The organism is Marinomonas sp. KMM3893 (assembly GCF_004352855.1).
In the GTDB taxonomy this organism is placed as follows: Bacteria; Pseudomonadota; Gammaproteobacteria; order Pseudomonadales; family Marinomonadaceae; genus Marinomonas; species Marinomonas arenicola.
This window is the reverse complement of sequence record NZ_SJSC01000008.1, coordinates 115,797-134,460: the sequence shown is the minus strand read 5'-3', so window position 1 is coordinate 134,460 and position 18,664 is coordinate 115,797. Positions and strand designations below refer to the sequence as shown.

Annotated in this window: 12 protein-coding genes; 4 read left to right on the top strand and 8 right to left on the bottom strand. The window is 46.3% G+C overall.

Annotated elements, in window-relative coordinates; genetic code table 11:
- Positions 1 to 754: 754 nt before the first annotated feature.
- Positions 755 to 2,278 carry an NADP-dependent phosphogluconate dehydrogenase gene (gndA, locus tag E0D71_RS16390; protein WP_133004393.1) on the bottom strand — a complete coding sequence of 508 codons (1,524 nt, stop codon included), beginning with the start codon at positions 2,276 to 2,278 and terminating at the stop codon, positions 755 to 757.
- 502 nt (positions 2,279 to 2,780) lie between these two features.
- On the opposite strand from gndA, the gene E0D71_RS16385 reads away from it, so the two are divergent.
- Positions 2,781 to 4,337 (top strand): phosphoenolpyruvate carboxykinase, encoded by a 1,557-nt coding sequence (locus E0D71_RS16385; protein WP_133004392.1) that lies wholly within the window; start codon positions 2,781 to 2,783, stop codon positions 4,335 to 4,337.
- Between the two features lie 240 nt (positions 4,338 to 4,577).
- Here E0D71_RS16385 and purL read toward each other — a convergent pair whose 3' ends face one another.
- Together purL and tadA are read right to left on the bottom strand one after the other, a co-directional pair.
- Positions 4,578 to 8,477, bottom strand: a complete 3,900-nt coding sequence (purL, locus tag E0D71_RS16380; protein ID WP_133004391.1) for a phosphoribosylformylglycinamidine synthase — start codon at positions 8,475 to 8,477, stop codon at positions 4,578 to 4,580.
- A gap of 118 nt (positions 8,478 to 8,595) precedes the next feature.
- Positions 8,596 to 9,087, bottom strand: coding sequence for a tRNA adenosine(34) deaminase TadA (gene tadA / locus E0D71_RS16375; RefSeq protein WP_133004390.1), 492 nt, complete (start codon positions 9,085 to 9,087; stop codon positions 8,596 to 8,598).
- Positions 9,088 to 9,193: 106 nt separating this feature from the next.
- On the opposite strand from tadA, the gene E0D71_RS16370 reads away from it, so the two are divergent.
- Positions 9,194 to 9,619, top strand: a complete 426-nt coding sequence (locus E0D71_RS16370) for a CBS domain-containing protein (protein WP_133004389.1) — start codon at positions 9,194 to 9,196, stop codon at positions 9,617 to 9,619.
- 4 nt (positions 9,620 to 9,623) lie between these two features.
- Here E0D71_RS16370 and E0D71_RS16365 read toward each other — a convergent pair whose 3' ends face one another.
- The 4 genes from E0D71_RS16365 to E0D71_RS16350 all read right to left on the bottom strand — a co-directional run bounded on the left by E0D71_RS16365 (position 9,624) and on the right by E0D71_RS16350 (position 15,085).
- Positions 9,624 to 9,881 carry a cold shock domain-containing protein gene (locus E0D71_RS16365; RefSeq protein WP_133004388.1) on the bottom strand — a complete coding sequence of 86 codons (258 nt, stop codon included), beginning with the start codon at positions 9,879 to 9,881 and terminating at the stop codon, positions 9,624 to 9,626.
- Positions 9,882 to 9,958: 77 nt separating this feature from the next.
- Positions 9,959 to 12,742 (bottom strand): valine--tRNA ligase, encoded by a 2,784-nt coding sequence (locus E0D71_RS16360; RefSeq protein WP_133004387.1) that lies wholly within the window; start codon positions 12,740 to 12,742, stop codon positions 9,959 to 9,961.
- 120 nt (positions 12,743 to 12,862) lie between these two features.
- Positions 12,863 to 13,348 carry a hypothetical protein gene (locus tag E0D71_RS16355; protein ID WP_133004386.1) on the bottom strand — a complete coding sequence of 162 codons (486 nt, stop codon included), beginning with the start codon at positions 13,346 to 13,348 and terminating at the stop codon, positions 12,863 to 12,865.
- Positions 13,349 to 13,621: 273 nt separating this feature from the next.
- A complete protein-coding gene (locus E0D71_RS16350) occupies positions 13,622 to 15,085 on the bottom strand; it encodes a leucyl aminopeptidase (protein WP_133004385.1) in 1,464 nt (487 codons plus the stop codon).
- A gap of 119 nt (positions 15,086 to 15,204) precedes the next feature.
- Here E0D71_RS16350 and lptF point away from each other — a divergent pair, with 119 nt between their 5' ends.
- Together lptF and lptG are read left to right on the top strand one after the other, a co-directional pair.
- A complete protein-coding gene (lptF, locus tag E0D71_RS16345; RefSeq protein ID WP_279433450.1) occupies positions 15,205 to 16,347 on the top strand; it encodes an LPS export ABC transporter permease LptF in 1,143 nt (380 codons plus the stop codon).
- Positions 16,340 to 17,401, top strand: coding sequence for an LPS export ABC transporter permease LptG (gene lptG / locus E0D71_RS16340; RefSeq protein ID WP_133004383.1), 1,062 nt, complete (start codon positions 16,340 to 16,342; stop codon positions 17,399 to 17,401). Before lptF ends, lptG begins: the two co-directional genes overlap by 8 nt.
- Before the next feature lie 27 nt (positions 17,402 to 17,428).
- Here lptG and E0D71_RS16335 read toward each other — a convergent pair whose 3' ends face one another.
- The gene (locus E0D71_RS16335; protein WP_133004382.1) at positions 17,429 to 18,595 is read right to left on the bottom strand and encodes an aminotransferase class I/II-fold pyridoxal phosphate-dependent enzyme; all 1,167 of its coding nucleotides are present in this window, start codon (positions 18,593 to 18,595) and stop codon (positions 17,429 to 17,431) included.
- Positions 18,596 to 18,664: the final 69 nt, after the last annotated feature.

The following is an 18,664-nucleotide window of genomic DNA, read 5'->3' as shown; positions in this document are numbered from 1 at the left end:
CCTGTTGGCTTACTTAGTAAGCTAGACATCGTCTTCGTTGTTGTGAAGCGTTGTCCGTGTCAGCGAGGGCGTATATTAAGGATCTACAGATTTAGTGCAACCCTTTTCTGAGAAAAAGTGCTATTTATCGCAAAAAATTTAAAAGAATCTTAAAAGCGATCAATTAACCAACAGAAAAGTCGTTTTTTGTTTATAAAACAACCTAAAAACACTCACCCCCAACAACAAAAGCCCTCTATCTAGCTCACTTTATGCAAGTAAAAAAGCCCGACAACACAACCTCCCGACTCTTTATTAGTAACCAGGAATGAACAGCCATTTAAATCAGAGCAATAAGCGCCATCTTCCTACTATAGATACTCATTCATCACAGGCGATATTGCTTCGCCGAACAAATAAGACACAACAGAGCAGATAACAACACTTAAGCGGACATTCAAAGGGCACTATATAAGAGGCAGCAAAAACACGTGTAGGAACAGTAGGAACAGTAGGAACAGTAGGAACAGTAGGAACAGTAGGAACAGTAGGAACAGTAGGAACAGTAGGAACAGTAGGAACAGTAGGAACAGTAGGAACAGTAGGAACAGTAGGAACAGTAGGACATCAGAATAAGTTAGCTGAACCCCTTTCTCAAGCAGCTACCTAAGAAAAACATTCAACCAACCTAATCATTAGATGAGGCCAAAGAAAACCCGAATAATACAATGGAGTCTCTTTTGGCCTTATCTATTCACCCTATAAACGAAGCGTTTTACGCTTTACGCTCAGGACGACCTTCTTCTTGCCAGAAAGTATGGTATTTCTGACTCGGATCATCGTCTACTCGAGCATAAGTATGAGCACCGAAGTAATCTCGTTGCGCTTGCAATAAATTCGCAGGCAACACTTCTGAACGATAGCCATCGAAGTACGCTAGTGCAGAAAAGAATGAAGGTGTTGGAATACCTGATTGAGCCGCCAATACTACTGCTTTACGCAAGCCGACTTGTTTCTCAGCCATGGCATTCGCGAAATAATCGCTCACCAACAGATTGTCTAACGCTGGGTTCTCAATAAAGGCATCGGCGATCTTTTGTAAGAAAGATGCGCGAATAATACAACCACCACGCCAAATTTTGGCAATGTCCGTAAAGTTTAGCGTCCAGTCGTATTCTTTTTCTGCCGCTCGAAGCAATTGGAAGCCCTGCGCATAAGCACAAATCTTAGCGCAATAAAGCGCTTCTTCAATGGCCTTCTCTACGTCTGCCGCTTCAATATCACCACTTTCAACATCCGCCGTTAAAATACCAGCAGCATGTTCACGCTCAGCCGTTAACGTACTAAGTGCACGAGCATAAACAGATTCGCTGATAATGCCAGCAGGAACACCCATTTGCGTAGCGCTGATAGAAGTCCAACGACCTGTGCCTTTTTGTCCAGCACTGTCGAGAATCATATCCACCAATGGCGCACCGGTTTTATGGTCATATTGTTGAAGGATATCTGCGGTAATCTCAACCAAATAACTATTAAGAACACCCTGATTCCACTTTTCAAACAACTTACCAATTTCAGCAGGCTCGTAACCCAATAGCGAACGCAACAAATGGTAGGCTTCGCAAATAAGCTGCATGTCTGCGTATTCGATGCCGTTGTGCACCATTTTAACATAATGCCCAGCGCCATTTGGCCCAAGATAAGCAGTACAAGGCTCACCTTCAGTCACAGGTTTACCAGGGATATTGCTAACAATAGGCTTGCCATCTGCGTCAACTTTCGCCGCAACCGCTTCCCACATTGGCTGTAGATATTTCCAAGAGTCCGCATCACCACCTGGCATGAGAGAAGGTCCGAATCGCGCACCAACTTCACCACCAGAAACCGCCGTACCAAAGAACTTAAGGCGATCTTTATATTCTGATTCACGACGGATAGTGTCCGTCCATTGACTGTTACCACAATCAACAACAATGTCATCAGGTTCTAGGCCAGCTTCAATTAAACTGTCGCATACTGCGTCTACTGGCTTTCCGGCAGGCACTAGTACAACAATCACTCTAGGTTTCACTAAGTTATCAAGCAGTTCTGTTAAATTAGAACAACCAATGATACGGGCTTCATTCTGTGAGTCTGGACGCTCACGCTCCTCAGTATCAAGAACGTCTTTAATTTTACCTGCGTCAAGATCAAAACCTGCAACTCGATAGCCATGGTCTGCGACATTTAAAGCTAGGTTTTTACCCATTACGCCGAGACCGACAAATCCAATATTGCAGTTCTGATTCGTTTTTAACATAAGTTCGATCAACCTTTAAAAAGAGGGGGAATTCGAGAAATAATCTTACCATGAAGCACGGGGATTCAGGGGCAACTAAAACAAGAAAAATGCAAATAATTATGAATTTTTTGAGGGTTTTGTAGAAGATATCCTCACTTTAATGAGGGTTTTACCATAAACATCCCCCTATCCATATAATCAGGGTATTTCGATATTCCAAGTAATTATATTTCGCTTTAGAAAAATACCAACAAAATAGAAAGAAAATAACAGAAATGTAGCCACCTAATTATAGGAGCGCGTAAAAAAGAAGGCCGAAAATAGCACGAATTGCACTTTTCACTTTAAAATCAATAGGTTAATAGATATTAGTTTTTTACTAAAAAGTAATAAAATAACATATCGCTATAACAATATTTTTTTTTAGATTGTTTTGTTACTATCGATTTCAACCTAATTCCCCCATAAAAAACAACAATAATAATTAGACCATATTTTATAGATCTGAGGATTTTACGACATGCGTTCTGCATCTAAAGTAACAGCAATTCATTCAAATTTGACAACCCCACAACTTGTTGAAAAAGCGCTACAAAATGGCGAAGGCGTTCTCGCCGACAATGGCGCATTGGTTGTTGAAACCGGCGCCCGCACTGGCCGCTCTCCGATGGATCGCTTCATCGTAGAAGAAGCATCCAGCAAAGACAGCATCCACTGGGGGCCTGTTAACCGCCCTTTCCCAGAAGAAAAATTCGCACCTTTGTGGGATCGCGTTGAAGCCTATTTGAATGAAAAAGAATCCTTTGTATCAAACATTCATGTTGGTGCTGGTGACACGTATTACCTACCTGTCATCATGCGCACTGAAACAGCATGGCACCACTTGTTTGGTCGCAACCTATTTATCCGTCCTGAAACATACAACCCAGCCTCAAAAGGTGAGTGGCAAATTATCAACGCCCCTGAGTTCGTTTGTGAACCAGAGCGTGATGGCACCAACTCTGAAGGCTGCGTTATTCTAAACTTTGCTGAGCGCAAAGTGCTTATCGCTGGTATGCGTTATGCCGGTGAAATGAAAAAAGCCATGTTTTCAGTACAAAACTACTTACTGCCTGCTCACGACGTATTGCCAATGCACTGTGCGGCAAACGTTGGTCAAGACGAAGACGTTACTTTGTTCTTTGGTCTATCTGGAACAGGTAAAACAACATTGTCTGCAGACCCAGAACGCTTCTTGATCGGTGACGACGAGCACGGTTGGGGCAAAGACACTGTGTTCAATATCGAAGGCGGCTGTTACGCGAAAACCATCGATCTATCCCAGAAAAATGAACCTATCATTTGGGATGCCATTAAATTCGGCACGATTGTAGAAAACGTTGTACTAGATCCAGAAACTCGCATTGCCGATTACGCGGATACATCACTATCGCAAAACGGTCGTGCTGGTTACCCACGCGAGCACATTGAAAAACGTGCAGCTGGAAACCGTGCTGGTGAGCCAAACGCGATCATCTTCCTAACATGTGACTTAACCGGTGTTTTACCTCCTGTTTCTATCTTGTCTAAAGAAGCAGCGGCTTATCATTTCTTAAGTGGTTACACTGCGCTAGTTGGCTCCACTGAAGTGGGCGCAGGCAGCGGTATTAAATCTACCTTCTCTACTTGTTTTGGTGCCCCTTTCTTCCCTCGCTCTGCCGATGTTTACGCGGATCTATTGATCAAGCGCATCGAAGAGTTCGGTAGCAAAGTTTACCTAGTGAACACAGGCTGGACTGGCGGTGCGCATGGTCAAGGCGGCAAGCGTTTCAGCATTCCTACGACTCGTGCGGTGATTGCTGCGATTCAATCTGGCGCTCTTATTGACGCTGAAACAGAACACCTAGACGACGTAAACCTAGATGTTCCAACTCAGGTTCCTGGTGTAGACAGCGTTCTGTTGAACCCTCGTAACACCTGGTCAGACCAAGGCGCATACGCAGATCAAGCACAGAAATTGATTGCTCAGTTCGTGGAAAACTTCAAGAAGTTTGAAACAGTGTCTGAGACTATTGTGAAAGCAGGCCCAGCGCTTTAATCAGCCCGCGTTCAGAAATACGTAACCCCCGTATTTCCCTTAACCCAGTGTGTTTTCACACTGGGTTTTTTATGCTTTTCTCTTAACACCTTCAATCCACAAGCCACTTATTTTTACCCCAGATCGCTAAACCGATCCAAAAATGACTCAGTAGAGAAAACAAGCCAACAATATTCCGCAAAAAAAAGGCCTCTATTCGTTCGAATAGAGACCTTTCAAGATCACGTTAACGTTAAGAACTTAGCCTAACCACTTTCTTGCGTTTTGGAACAAACGCAACCATGGTGCTTGTTCTTGCCACTCACTTGGGTGCCAGCTATGTTGAACGGTACGATAAACACGCTCAGGGTGAGGCATCATGATAGTCACACGACCATCTTCTGATGTTAAGCCTGTCACACCCTCTGCTGAACCATTCGGGTTGAACGGGTAACGTTCCGTTGCTTGACCGTAGTTATCCACATAACGCAATGCGATCTGCGATGAAGACGCCAGTGCCGCCATATCTTGATCATCACGGTATTCAGTTTGACCTTCACCGTGAGCCACAGCGATTGGCATACGCGAACCTTCCATACCTGCCAACAAAATAGAGTTCGATTTCTGAACTTCTACTTGCACAAGACGCGCCTCAAATTGAGCCGATTGGTTACGAACAAATTTCGGCCAATGAGCAGCACCTGGAATAAGCTCATGAAGATTAGACAACATCTGACAACCGTTACACACACCTAGAGAGAAGGTATCTGGACGATTAAAGAAGGCTTCAAACTGCTCGCGTGCAACTGGGTTGAAAAGAATAGACTTCGCCCAACCTTCACCTGCACCCAAAACGTCTCCGTAAGAGAAACCGCCACACGCCACTAAACCACTGAACTCATCAAGCGTAGTACGACCAGACAAGATGTCGCTCATATGAACGTCGATCGGAGTAAAGCCTGCTTTATGGAACGCTGCCGCCATTTCGACCTGACCGTTCACACCTTGCTCACGCAATACGGCAATCTTAGGTTTCACACCCGATGCAACAAAGGCTGCAACAATGTCTTCATTCTGATCGAAGCTTACCTTAGCAGACAAACCTGGATCCTTGGCGTCCAACAAGTTATCAAATTCTTGTTGAGCGGATTCTGGATTGTCACGCAACGCTTGAATGCGGTAGCTGGTTTCAGACCAAACACGCTGCCAGTTGATACGTGTTTCTTCCAAAACAGTGTCACCAGCAAAACGAACACGAATGCTGTCATCGCCAGACAAGGTCGCAATAGAAGTAGCAGTAACACCCACTTTCGCGTAAGCCGCAATAATATCCGCGACATCCGCTTCCTTGACCTGAACCACAGCACCCAACTCTTCGCTGAATAAAGCAGGCGCCACTTGAGCACGCTGGCTGATAGTCTCATCAAGATCGATGTTCAGACCCAAATGGCTGGCGAATGACATTTCTGTCAAGGTCGCAAACACACCACCGTCGGAACGGTCATGGTAAGCCAACAATTTGCCTGCGGCGTTCAATGCTTGAGTCGTATCAAAGAAACCAGCCAATGCCGCTGCATTATCAACATCTGGTGCTTGCTGCCCCAATTTGTTGTAAACCTGCGCAATAACAGAACCACCAAGACGGTTTTGACCCGCGCCTAAATCGATCAATAACAAACGTGTATCAGCGTTATTTTGCAATTCTGGTGTTAAGGTTTTACGTACATCTGCTACTGGAGCAAACGCGGTAATAACCAAAGACAATGGCGAGGTCACCGCTTTTTCTTCGCCGTCTTCTTTCCAAACTGTCTTCATCGACATGGAATCTTTACCGACAGGAATCGCAATATCCAACGCAGGACACAATTCCATACCAACCGCTTTTACGGTTTGGTAAAGTTTTTCGTCTTCGCCTTCATGGCCGGCCGCAGCCATCCAGTTAGCAGACAACTTAATGTGGTTACGCTTAGTGATTTGCGCTGCCGCTAAGTTCGTCAAGGCTTCACCGACCGCCATACGACCTGAAGCAGGCGCGTTTAACAATGCAATTGGCGTACGCTCACCCATGGTCATGGCTTCACCAGTGGTGCTGTCTAATGAAGACGTTGTTACCGCCACATCTGCCACAGGCACTTGCCAAGGACCAACCATTTGATCGCGCGCCACCATGCCAGTGATCGAACGGTCACCAATGGTAATCAAGAAGTTTTTGCTGGCTACCGTTGGCAAACTTAAAACACGTTTCGCCGCCTCAACAAGATCCACGTCTACTGCCGTGAAATCATCGCCTTCAATAACCGCTTTGGTCGCTTCACGATGCATTTTAGGTGGCTTGCCAAACAACACAGACATTGGCAAATCAACAGGCTTATTACCGAAATGCTCATCCGCTACTTCTAAATGAAGCTCTTCTTTTGCATCACCGACAATCGCAAATGGGCAGCGCTCACGCTCACAAATCGCAGTAAACTCTTCAATACGCTCTGGCGATACCGCCATAACATAACGTTCTTGAGATTCGTTACACCAGATTTCTAACGGCGACATACCAGGCTCATCATTTAGAACCTTGCGCAAATCGAAGTTGCCGCCACGATCACCGTCTTTCACCAATTCTGGTAAAGCGTTCGACAAACCACCAGCACCCACATCGTGGATAAAGCTGATTGGGTTGTTGTCGCCCAACTGCCAGCAGCGATCGATCACTTCCTGACAGCGACGCTCCATTTCTGGGTTGCCACGCTGAACAGATGCGAAATCTAAGTCTTCGTTGCCATCCGCAGAAGCCATAGAAGAAGCCGCACCGCCACCAAGACCAATCAACATCGCAGGACCGCCAAGCACAATCAGCTTAGCGCCTACTTTGATTTCTTTTTTCTCTACGTGCTCACGACGAATATTGCCCAGACCACCCGCCAACATGATTGGCTTATGGTAACCACGGACTTCTTCTTGTGTTGCACCTTGGATTTTTTGCTCGTAGCTACGGAAGTAACCCAACAAGTTTGGACGACCAAACTCATTATTAAAAGCAGCACCACCGATAGGACCTTCGATCATAATATCCAAAGGCGTGACGATACGAGAAGGTTTGCCATAGTCGCTCTCCCATGGCTGTTCAAAGCCTGGGATTTTAAGATCGGATACGGTATAGCCGCTCAAGCCCGCTTTTGGTTTTGAACCAATACCAGTCGCGCCCTCATCACGAATTTCACCGCCAGAGCCGGTTGCAGCGCCAGAAAATGGTGAAATTGCCGTTGGGTGGTTATGGGTTTCAACTTTCATCAAGATATCGATGTTTTCTTGGCTAAAGTCGTATTCACGCGTACCCGGTGCAGGGAAGAAACGTCCTGCAAAGCTACCTTCCATCACAGCCGCATTGTCTTTGTAAGCCGACAAGGTGCCATCTGGATTATGTTCGTGTGTGTTCTTGATCATTTTGAACAAAGAGCGTTCTTGCTCTTCGCCGTCAATGGTCCAAGACGCATTAAAGATTTTGTGACGACAATGCTCAGAGTTTGCTTGCGCAAACATCATCAACTCGATGTCGATTGGGTTACGGCCCAACTCAATAAAAGATGCCACAAGGTAATCGATTTCATCGTCTGCCAAGGCCAAGCCTAGCGTTTGGTTTGCCTCAACCAACGCTGCTCGTCCGCCCGCTAACACATCGACCGCAGTCATTGGTGCAGGCTCTGCATGAGAGAACATGTCAGACGCGTCGCTCAATGCCGGAAGCACGCTTTCTGTCATACGGTCATGCAACATTTCTGACAACAGATCCAGCTCATTCAGTGTCAATGGTGACGCACTGTGGATGAAATACTCCACACCACGTTCAACACGAGACACGGTCGCTAGACCACAGTTGTGAAGAATATCGGTTGCTTTTGAAGACCAAGGTGAAATCGTGCCTAAACGAGGAACGACTAATACACTTTGCTCAGATGAACTGACTTGGGAGGATTTAGGACCGTAGGCTAAAGCGCGCTGAAGAACGGTTTCTTGTTCTGTAGAAAGCGCTTGGCCGTCATGCAATTCAACAAAATGAAGAAATTGCGCATCTACGTCCGTTACGGATGGTACAGATGCTTTCATGTTGGCCAACAACTTTGCCTTGCGAAACGCTGATAGCGCTGCGGAACCATGCAGGGTTAGCATGTCGAGTATTGCCTCACTTGGTAGTTTTGGGGGAAATGGTGCGGGTATTTTAAATCAATGACCCAAATAGAGGCCAGCAGTGTCTGAATTTTCTGCACTAAATGCAGAAAAAAAACGACTATATGGCCTTTTTCGCCAATTGTTTGAGCTTCTTTTTTTGCTCACGGCGATATTGAAAGAACTGTGTTAGTTGCAGCGAGGCTTTTTCCGCCAATACACCACCACTCACTTCGACTTTATGATTCAAAAATGGCGCCTCAAAAAAAGCACCTTGGCTTTCTACAACACCACTTTTGGGTTCGGTGGCCGCGTACACGACGCGCGCTACACGAGAATGAACAATGGCACCTGCACACATAGAACAAGGCTCTAATGTGACGTACAGCGTTGCTCCAGTTAAGCGATAGTTATTCACCTTTTGACAGGCATCGCGAAGCGCTTGGATCTCAGCGTGGGCCGTTGGATCGCATTGTGAGATAGGCGAATTATAACCCGCGCCAATCACTTCCCCGTCCAAGACAACGATCGCCCCCACCGGAATTTCACTGTCGGCCGCCGCCTGCTCTGCTAATAATAGCGCTTTCGCCATCCACTCTTCATCGCTGATCATTTACTCGCCCTATTGTTGATTTGACTCATGGCAATATAATTGCTTTTGAAGACAGCTTGCACCACACTTGCTGGAATAAAAATTGGGAAAAAAGGAAGCTCAAACTATGATGACCGTTGCAGATTTGATGGTGACAAATTTAGCCACACTCGAAGCAGACAGCTCGTTAGCCGCAGCAAAAGAACTCATGCACGACAAAAACATTCGTAATTTGCCAATTGTTAATCAAAGCGGTGAATGCATTGGCATGCTAACGCAACGAGAATACCTTCGTTATGCCTTCTACTTAGTCAGTCAATTTGGCACTCAGCAACTGGCGAAAAAAGAAGAGCAAACACCTGTTTCCAAAGTAATGAATAAAGACATTCTTACTATTGAACCAGGTGTCAGTTTGGATACGGCAGCCGAATTTTTTATCGAAAATAAATATGGCTGCTTACCGGTTGTCGAAAACAACAAGCTACTGGGCATTTTAACGCCAGTAGACTTTGTTAAGCTTGCGCACAAAATGCTGCTCGAGAAAAACCAGTAAGCCGTTACGCGTTCGCAGTCCGATACTCGTCTTCTTGCACAGCAGAAGACGACTCTTCTTCTAAACGGACTTCTATCGCCTGATGACCAAACTCAGTCGTAGCCAATTCAAAGGTCACAGATTGACCTTTCTTTAGCGTTTTATGGCCGTCCAATAAAATGGATTTGTAATGCACAAAGACATCACTGTCCGCTTCTCTTTTGATGAAGCCAATGCCTTTAGAGTCATTAAACCATTTTACTTTTCCAGAAATTCTTTCCATTACGTATTGCCTCTTTTTTTATTTTTATAGAATGCAACGAATGCCAGACACAAAACATGTCTGGCATTACTACTTACTTATAGCGATTCAATGCTCGCTTTTTGTTCTTCCAGTTTGCTTACTGTCAGACGAAGATCGTCGCACTTCGCACGCTCTTTATCGACCACAGCCGCTGGGGCTTTCGCCACAAAGCTTTCGTTTGATAATTTGCCTTCAATGCGTTCTAAATCTTTCGTCGCCTTATCTATTTCTTTTTGCAAACGGGCCAATTCTGCATTTTTATCAATCAGACCTGCCATAGGCACCAAGACTTCCATATCGCCGACCAACGCCGTCGCCGACATAGGTGCGTCATCGCCTACGTTCAACCAAGTTATGGTTTCTAGCTTGGCCAATTTTTGCAAGAAAGCCAGGTTGGCGTCTAAGCGAGCTTTGTCTTGTTCAGTGCCATTGCGGAATAATACATCCAGAGGTTTTGATGGCGCGATATTCATTTCTCCACGAATATTACGAACCCCTTCAATCACCCCTTTCAGCCATTCAATATCGGCTTCAGCTTGCGCGTCTTTTTTCGCTTCGTTGGCTTCTGGGTATTCCATCACCATCACAGTGTCACCTGCAACACCGGCCAATGGTGCCACACGTTGCCAAATTTCTTCTGTTAAGAACGGCATCATTGGATGCGCCAAACGCAAGAAGGTTTCCAACACACGAACCAAGGTACGGCGTGTTCCTGTTAACTGAGCGGCCGTGGCATTTTCATCCCAAAGTACCGGTTTAGATAACTCTAAGTACCAATCACAGTACTCGTGCCACATAAACTCATACAGGGCTTGTGAAGCAAGGTCATAACGATGAGTTTCAAACGCGCGATTTACCGCATCTTCCGTATGTTGTAAGCGAGAAATGATCCACTTATCCGCCAATGACAACTCAACATCCGCACCATTTTGACCACAATCTTGATCTTCTGTGTTCATCAGAACGTAACGGGTAGCGTTCCAAATTTTGTTACAGAAATTACGGTAGCCTTCAAGTCGATTCAAATCGAACTTGATATCACGACCACCAGAAGCAAGAGAACAAAGCGTAAAGCGAAGCGCATCGGTACCATAAGCTTGAATGCCTTCTGGGTAGGTGTCGCGCGTATTCTTCTCTACTTTTTCAGCAAGACGCGGCTGCATCATGCCGTAAGTGCGTTTCTTAACAAGGGATTCAATATCGATACCGCCAATCAAATCCAATGGATCGATTACGTTGCCTTTCGACTTCGACATTTTATCACCGCGTTCATCACGGATTAGACCGGTAATGTACACCGTTTTAAAAGGTACTTTCTTCGTGAACTTCAGAGTCATCATGATCATTCTGGCCACCCAGAAGAAAATAATATCGAAGCCGGTTACCAACACATCCGACTCACTAAACTCTTTAAAGTCTTGGGTTTCTTCAGGCCAACCTTGAGTCGCAAAGGTCCACAATGCCGAAGAGAACCAGGTGTCTAATACGTCTTCGTCTTGGGTCAGTGTCACATCATCGGCTAGGCTGTACTTAGTACGGACTTCCGCTTCGTCTTTACCGACGTAGAACTTACCGTCTGCATCGTACCAAGCTGGAATTTGATGTCCCCACCATAACTGACGAGAGATACACCAGTCGTTCAGATCACGCATCCAAGCAAAGTAGGTATTTTCCCACTGCTTAGGCACAAATTGGATATCGCCGTTTTCAACCGCTTCAATGGCTGGTTTGGCCAAGGTTTCAACGGCCACATACCATTGCTGAGTCAGGTACGGTTCGATTACGGTATTACCACGCTCACCGCGAGGCACTTTTAATTTATGGTCGGCTACTTTTTCCAACAAACCCAACGCATCAAAGTCTGCAACAACGGCTTTACGCGCTACAAAACGATCCATACCACGGTATTTTTCTGGCGCCGTGTCATTGATGGTCGCATCGTCCGTTAAGATGTTGATTAACGGCATGTCGTGACGCTTACCAACTTCGTAGTCATTAAAGTCATGGGCTGGGGTGATTTTCACGCAACCAGTACCAAATTCTTTATCGACATACTCATCGGCTACAATAGGAATACGACGACCAACAAGCGGCAATTCAACGAATTTACCAACAAGGTCTGTAAAACGCTCATCATCCGGTGCAACCGCCACCGCCGCATCACCAAACATGGTTTCTGGGCGAGTCGTTGCCACCACTATGTAGTCTTTACCATCGGTGGTTGTCGCGCCATCCGCTAATGGATAACGGAAATACCACATGAAGCCATTTTCTTCTTCTGAGATAACTTCCAAATCAGAAATGGCCGTGTGTAAAACTGGGTCCCAGTTAACAAGACGCTGACCGCGGTAAATGATGCCTTCGTCGTACAAGCGTACAAACACTTCTTGTACCGCCGCAGACATACCTGGGTCCATTGTGAAGCGCTCTTTCTGCCAATCAACAGAATCACCCAAGACACGCATTTGATCAGAAATCGTGCCGCCTGACTGGTCTTTCCATTCCCATACTTTTTCTAGGAAATTTTTACGACCAAGGTCATGACGTGTGGTGTTTTGAGCCGCCAGTTGGCGCTCTACAACCATTTGCGTTGCGATACCAGCGTGGTCACAGCCTGGCTGCCACAAAGTGCGTTTGCCCTTCATTCGCTCACGACGAATCATAGCGTCCATTAAGGTATGCTGAAACGCATGCCCCATGTGCAGACTGCCAGTGACGTTTGGTGGCGGAATCATGATGGAGAAAGGGGTGCCGTTGCCTTGAGGAGCAAAATAGCCGCCCTCTTCCCAACGTTTGTAAATAGGTTGTTCAATACTCTGTGGTTGGTAGGTCTTTTCCATTATGGTGTCTTAAAGCTCTTGTAGAGAGGTAAATTGAATTTGGTGAATTATAGCGCGTCATCGCGAGATAAAGAATAACCTGAGGCTGGTCGATGGTCTCGAATCTGCCAATCGCGTCATTCATTTCTCTTGCGTCGATAATTCGTCCATCGCCTGAAGCACTTCTTGCACGAGATCCGGCAAGCGTTTCTCAAGCACGGCCGTCACTGCCTGTGCAATGAGCGCCTGCCTGTCGTCTGCTTCACTGTCTTGTTGCGTTGTTTCAACCATGCTTTCAAGCCTTGTTTCAGGCTCAATCAATGGTGTCGCTTGCTCTTCCTTCAATAATACTGGAATAGCGTCATTTTGAGCGCTACTAAAACCTTCCATTGCCTCAGAAAGCTGACCTTCCTGACTGGCTGATGCCGCCAATTTCTCAGCGACTATGTCCATAAGAATTGGAATATCGTCTTGGTTTCGCAGCGCCGTAATCAAGGTGTCTTCATCAGGCTCAAACTCATTGTCTGTAAATTCAGCGTCCTGAAAAGCACTGCCCTCTAAAACAGAGCCATCTATTGCAGGGTCGTCCAGAACACTCTCTTCAATTTGTGAGGCTAAATCAGGCATAAGACACTAACCAATAAAATAGTAAATAAAGAAACAGAAGCGATAACAAATAAACAACAAGGCTTAATTGATCGGAATTTATTCCATCAACTTTCGCACTCAAGGCTTAAAATGTCTACCCTCTCACGCTTAACAAGCCGCAAAGGGCGCCTTTTAACCTGTCTCGAAAAACCCACTCGAACGCTTTACCTTACTTTTTTGACGCATAAAAAAAGCAACAATGGACACCATTGCTGCTTTTCAGAAAAGATTATCGTAGTAACAACTCTGTGCTTAGTTGGCTTTATCCAACAAGTAGCGAGTCAAGAGAGCAACAGGACGACCCGTCGCGCCTTTAGCCGCGCCGCCGCTCCACGCCACACCCGCGATGTCCAAGTGCGCCCAAGGGTAAGAACCGGTAAAGCGCGACAAGAAACAAGCCGCGGTCACAGAACCCGCTTCTGGGCCACCAATGTTGCCAATATCAGCAAAGTTACTATCAAGCTGTTGCTGGTATTCTTCGTTAAGAGGCATTTGCCAAATTTTATCGGCAGAAATCTGGCTGGCTTCTTTCAATGACGCTGCTACCGCATCATCGTTTGCGTACATACCAGAGTTCACACTGCCTAGTGCCACAACGCAAGCGCCTGTCAGAGTCGCGATATCCACCACAGACTTAGGCTTAAAGCGTTCGATGTAAGTCAGTGCATCACACAAGACAAGACGGCCTTCGGCATCGGTATTAAGCACTTCAACCGTTTTACCAGACATGGTTTTCACAATGTCGCCAGGCTTGGTCGCGCGGGCACTTGGCATATTCTCAGCCGCAGCAACAACCGCCGTGAAGTTAAGCTTAGGCTTCAATTCACAAATGGCTTTCATGGTGCCGAATACGCTCGCTGCACCGCACATGTCGTATTTCATTTCGTCCATTTTTGGACCTGGTTTCAACGAAATGCCGCCCGTATCGAAGGTAATCCCTTTGCCCAGCAAGACGTGAGGCGCTTCATCTGCTTCGCCACCACGGTAATGCATCACGATCAAATAACTTGGCTGATCACTACCACGACCCACAGACAGTAGACAATGCATGCCTAACTCATCCATTTTGGTTTCATCTAGCAATTCAACATCAATGCCATATTCTTCGCCAAAGTGTTGTGCTTTCGACGCAAGGTAATTCGGTGTACATACGTTACCTGGCAGATTGCCTAGCTGGCGAGCAAACGCGGAACCGTTTGCCGTTGCCGTACCAATCGCTAGCGCCGCTTCGTCATCGCCTTCGATCAATAGATTGGTGACTTTCGTGCTTTTCTCTGCGTCGTCTTGCTTAAAGCCTAGGAAGTTGTAGAAACCTTCATTCAGCCACTGCGCGATCAATGCCGTTACTTCACTTTGTGAACGCTGCTTCAATACTAGAGCACGGCTAGCAAGCGCTACCGTAGCGTATGGCAGTGATTTGATTTGAGCCGCTACCGCTGCAATGACTTTGCGCGCTTGCATATCACTCAACTCAGCTTCTTTACCAATACCCACTAATAACACTGGCTGAGCAAAATCTTGGGTGACGCTTGGTAATAATAATGTTTGCGCTAAACCGCCTTTGAAAACGCCGCTTTCTCGCAATTGTGACAACTGGCCATCTGCATTGCCATCAACCCAAGCAGTAGACTCAGGGAACGCACCTTCACTTGGCACAAAGGTGACAAGTAGGTCTGCTTGAACCGCAGAGGCGCGATCAAATAATGTCGTATTCATGAGAGATTCCTCAAAATAATAACTTTTTAAAAAAAACTGGATAATGTCCTTCTTACCACGAGATAATGGGGGCTTTAGATTTGTAATCAACTCTCCGCACGTTGCGGCATCCAATTGAGGTGACTTTGAGACTATTCAGATACTTGGCGAAAGAAGTGTTAGTGTCAACTGCCGGAGTGACGCTAATTTTACTTCTCGTTATTTTAAGCAGCCGTTTTGTATCCTATTTAGGGCGAGCGACCGAAGGAAAAATGACCTTCGAGTTCCTTTTTACGATTCTCGGCTTTCACATCCCATCGTTTGTTCAAATCATTTTGCCGATTGCGTTTTTCCTATCGCTGCTACTGACCTTTGGCCGCCTTTATATTGAAAATGAAATGTCTGTGTTGTTTTCAAGCGGCATCAGCAAGTTAAAATTAGCCGGTTATACGTTAGGGATTGCAGGCATCGTTCTGGCCCTTAGCGCGGGATTAAACTTTTGGCTCACGCCAACCAGCGAATATCACGCCGTCAAAGCCGCCGATGAACAGGGACAACTCTCTACCTTCTCTTTCTTATTGCCGCGACGTTTCCAAGGCGATGGGCAACGCACCACTTATATTGACAGCTTTACCCCTGACGAAGGTTGGATGAACGATGTTTTCTTGTCCGACTTTGTGCGAGAAAATGGCAAATCCATTCCTGTTCAGATGCTCGCATCCTACGCCGAAGAAATCAAAATGGACTCCAAAAACGGCCAAAATTATCTGGTCTTTAAAAACGGAGTACGATACGAAGGCGTGCCCGGAACGGCCACTTATCGGGTAACAGAATTTGATACGTATGCGATGCGTATGGAAAGCGCCCCGCAAGCGTCGATAACCGATCCAGAAACACGCAGCACCTTGTCTTTATTAGGCAGCGCCGACCCAGAAGACCAAGAAGAACTGCAATGGCGAATCGCCTTGGTTGTGATGATCCCCATCCTTTCGATCATTGGTTTATCCTTGAGTCAGGTTAACCCAAGGCAAGGGCGTTTCTTCAAAATGCTGCCCGCCATCTTACTCATGATTCTCTATATGGCCCTGTTAATTTGGGGAAAAACAGCCATAGGAAAAGGCAAAATCCCTGATTATTTGGGACTTTGGTGGATTCATGGCATATTCCTCTGCATCGCAATAGGACTGTTTGTCCAATACAATCAGATGTTTAGTCGAAAAAATGCGCGATTACCAAACGCGCAATCGCCGGACCCTCAAGATACGAGTCTAAGTAATGAATAAAATAGACAGATACGTCGCCACCAGTGTTCTCTGGTCCTTCTTAGTCGTTATGTTTGTACTGCTTGGACTGGATACCGCCATCGCGTTTATCGATCAAATCAAGAAAGTAAGCGATGACTATACTGTGCAGTCTATTCTTCAGGTGCTCTTATACCGCCTGCCAGGTAAGTTTGCAGAGTACGTTCCAATCTCATCGCTTATTGGCACTCTAATGGGCCTAGGGACATTGGCCTCAACGTCTGAATTAACGGTCATGCGCGCTGCCGGCATGCCGATTTGGCGCATTGGTCTGTCCGCCTGCCAACCGATTATCTTTGTTGCCTTATTTGGCATGGGACTGTCCGAATTTGTGGCCCCTGTCGCGGAACAAAAAGCCAACCTAGTGGAGAAACTACAAGATCAAAAAGAAGGGAATTTTGCCTTAACCGGTGGTGTCTGGCTCAAAGCAGACAATAACTTTGTCTACATTAACGCAGCAGATCGTTCTGGCAAACTGTACGGCATTAAAATCTTTTCACCCGACGGGCAGCACTTAAAAAGCATTACCGATGCAAAATCCGCCATTCACATCAATGACACACAGTGGCTATTAGCGGACGTGAAAAAGACAGTGTTCTACCCAGACCACATTAAAGTACAAACACTTCCCTCTGAGAAGTGGTCGGTTAGCATCAAACCTGAGCATCTGTACCTAGCATCGCAAGAGCCTGACTTTTTGTCACTAAGCCAGCTGCGTACTTACCAGCTGTATTTGGAAACACAAAAGCAAGATGGCGCGCAATATGCCCTTGAATTCTGGAGCAAAGCCCTGCGCCCTATCGCCTGCATTGCTTTAGTACTGGTCGCGCTTTCTAGCGTTTTCGGCCCTTTACGATCATCCACCATGGGTGGGCGGATCTTTTCTGGCGTTATGATTGGTTTGGCGTTTCAAAACGGCCTCAACCTATTTGGCCGCATGAGCGTCGCGACAGGCTTTCCACCTGCCGTCGGTGTCAGTATTCCTATTGTTATTTGCTTGCTGTCCGGCATTCTCTTAATGAGAAGACGCGGCTAACACTTATTAGCCGCGTCTAAGCGCTTGCTAGGATTGGATAAAACGTTCAATTCTAGCCAGTGCCTCATTCAATCGCGCTTCATCACAGGTATAAGCAAAGCGCACATATTTATGGGCGTTTTTAAGCCCGAAATCCGCTCCTGGTGTTAATGCCACCTTCTCTTCTTCCAGCAATTGCAAACACCATGACATGGCGTCATCCGTAATACCTGAGACATCCACATAAGCATAAAATGCCCCTTGTGCTGGCGCCACAACAGGCAAACCAATGCGCTCCAGCCCTTCTAATAATGTTAAACGACGGCGATTTAATATTTGGCGTCGAGTTTCACACTCTTCAAGAACCGCAGGCTCAAAAGCCGAAATAGCCGCGTGTTGCGCCACACTAGAGGCCGAAATAAACAAGTTTTGCGCCAGTTTAGTCGCCCCTTCAATCGCCCATTCGGGCACCACGATCCAACCTAGTCGCCAGCCAGTCATGGCAAAATACTTAGAAAAACTATTGATCACAAAAATATCATCATCAATCGACAAGGCCGTAAAATCGTCCCCTTCAAACACCAGCCCTTGGTATATTTCATCCACCAACAGATGACCACCTAGCGCTTGCGTCTGCTGCCAAGCCTGAGCGAGATATTCCTTGCTCAACACAGCGCCGGTTGGGTTTGACGGAGAAGCCAACCAAAGCCCTGATGTCTTTTCACTCCAGTAAGACGGCAGTGCTTCAAGATCCACCTCAAACGCCTGCTCAGGTAAGGTCTCAATCATCTTCGCTTGAGCGCCAGCCTGTATTAAAAAATGGCGGTTACATGGATAACAAGGATCAGGCATCAACACCTCATCCCCTTCGTTTACCATCAAGGACGCCATCAACAACAAGGCGCCAGACGCTCCCGGTGTCACGATAATCCGCTCAGGCGCCACCTCGACTTGATAACGCGTTTGGTAATGCTGACTAATTTTGCGCTTTAATTCCGGTAGCCCAGTCGCTGAGGTATAACCTGTTTTGGCGTCTTCAATAGACTGAATACCCGCGTCATTGATCGCTTGTGGCGCGACAAAATCAGGCTCGCCTACTTCAAGATGTATTACATCGTTGCCATCCGCCTGTAACTGCTTTGCTCTCTCCATCACAGCCATGACTTGGAATGGTGAAATTTTCTCAACTCGCGAGGCTAACTTTTGCTTAGACATATCTGTTTCTCAACCTAATTCAACATTTTCATGAATATTTGCGCAAAAAATGTGGTTTAACGCCAAATT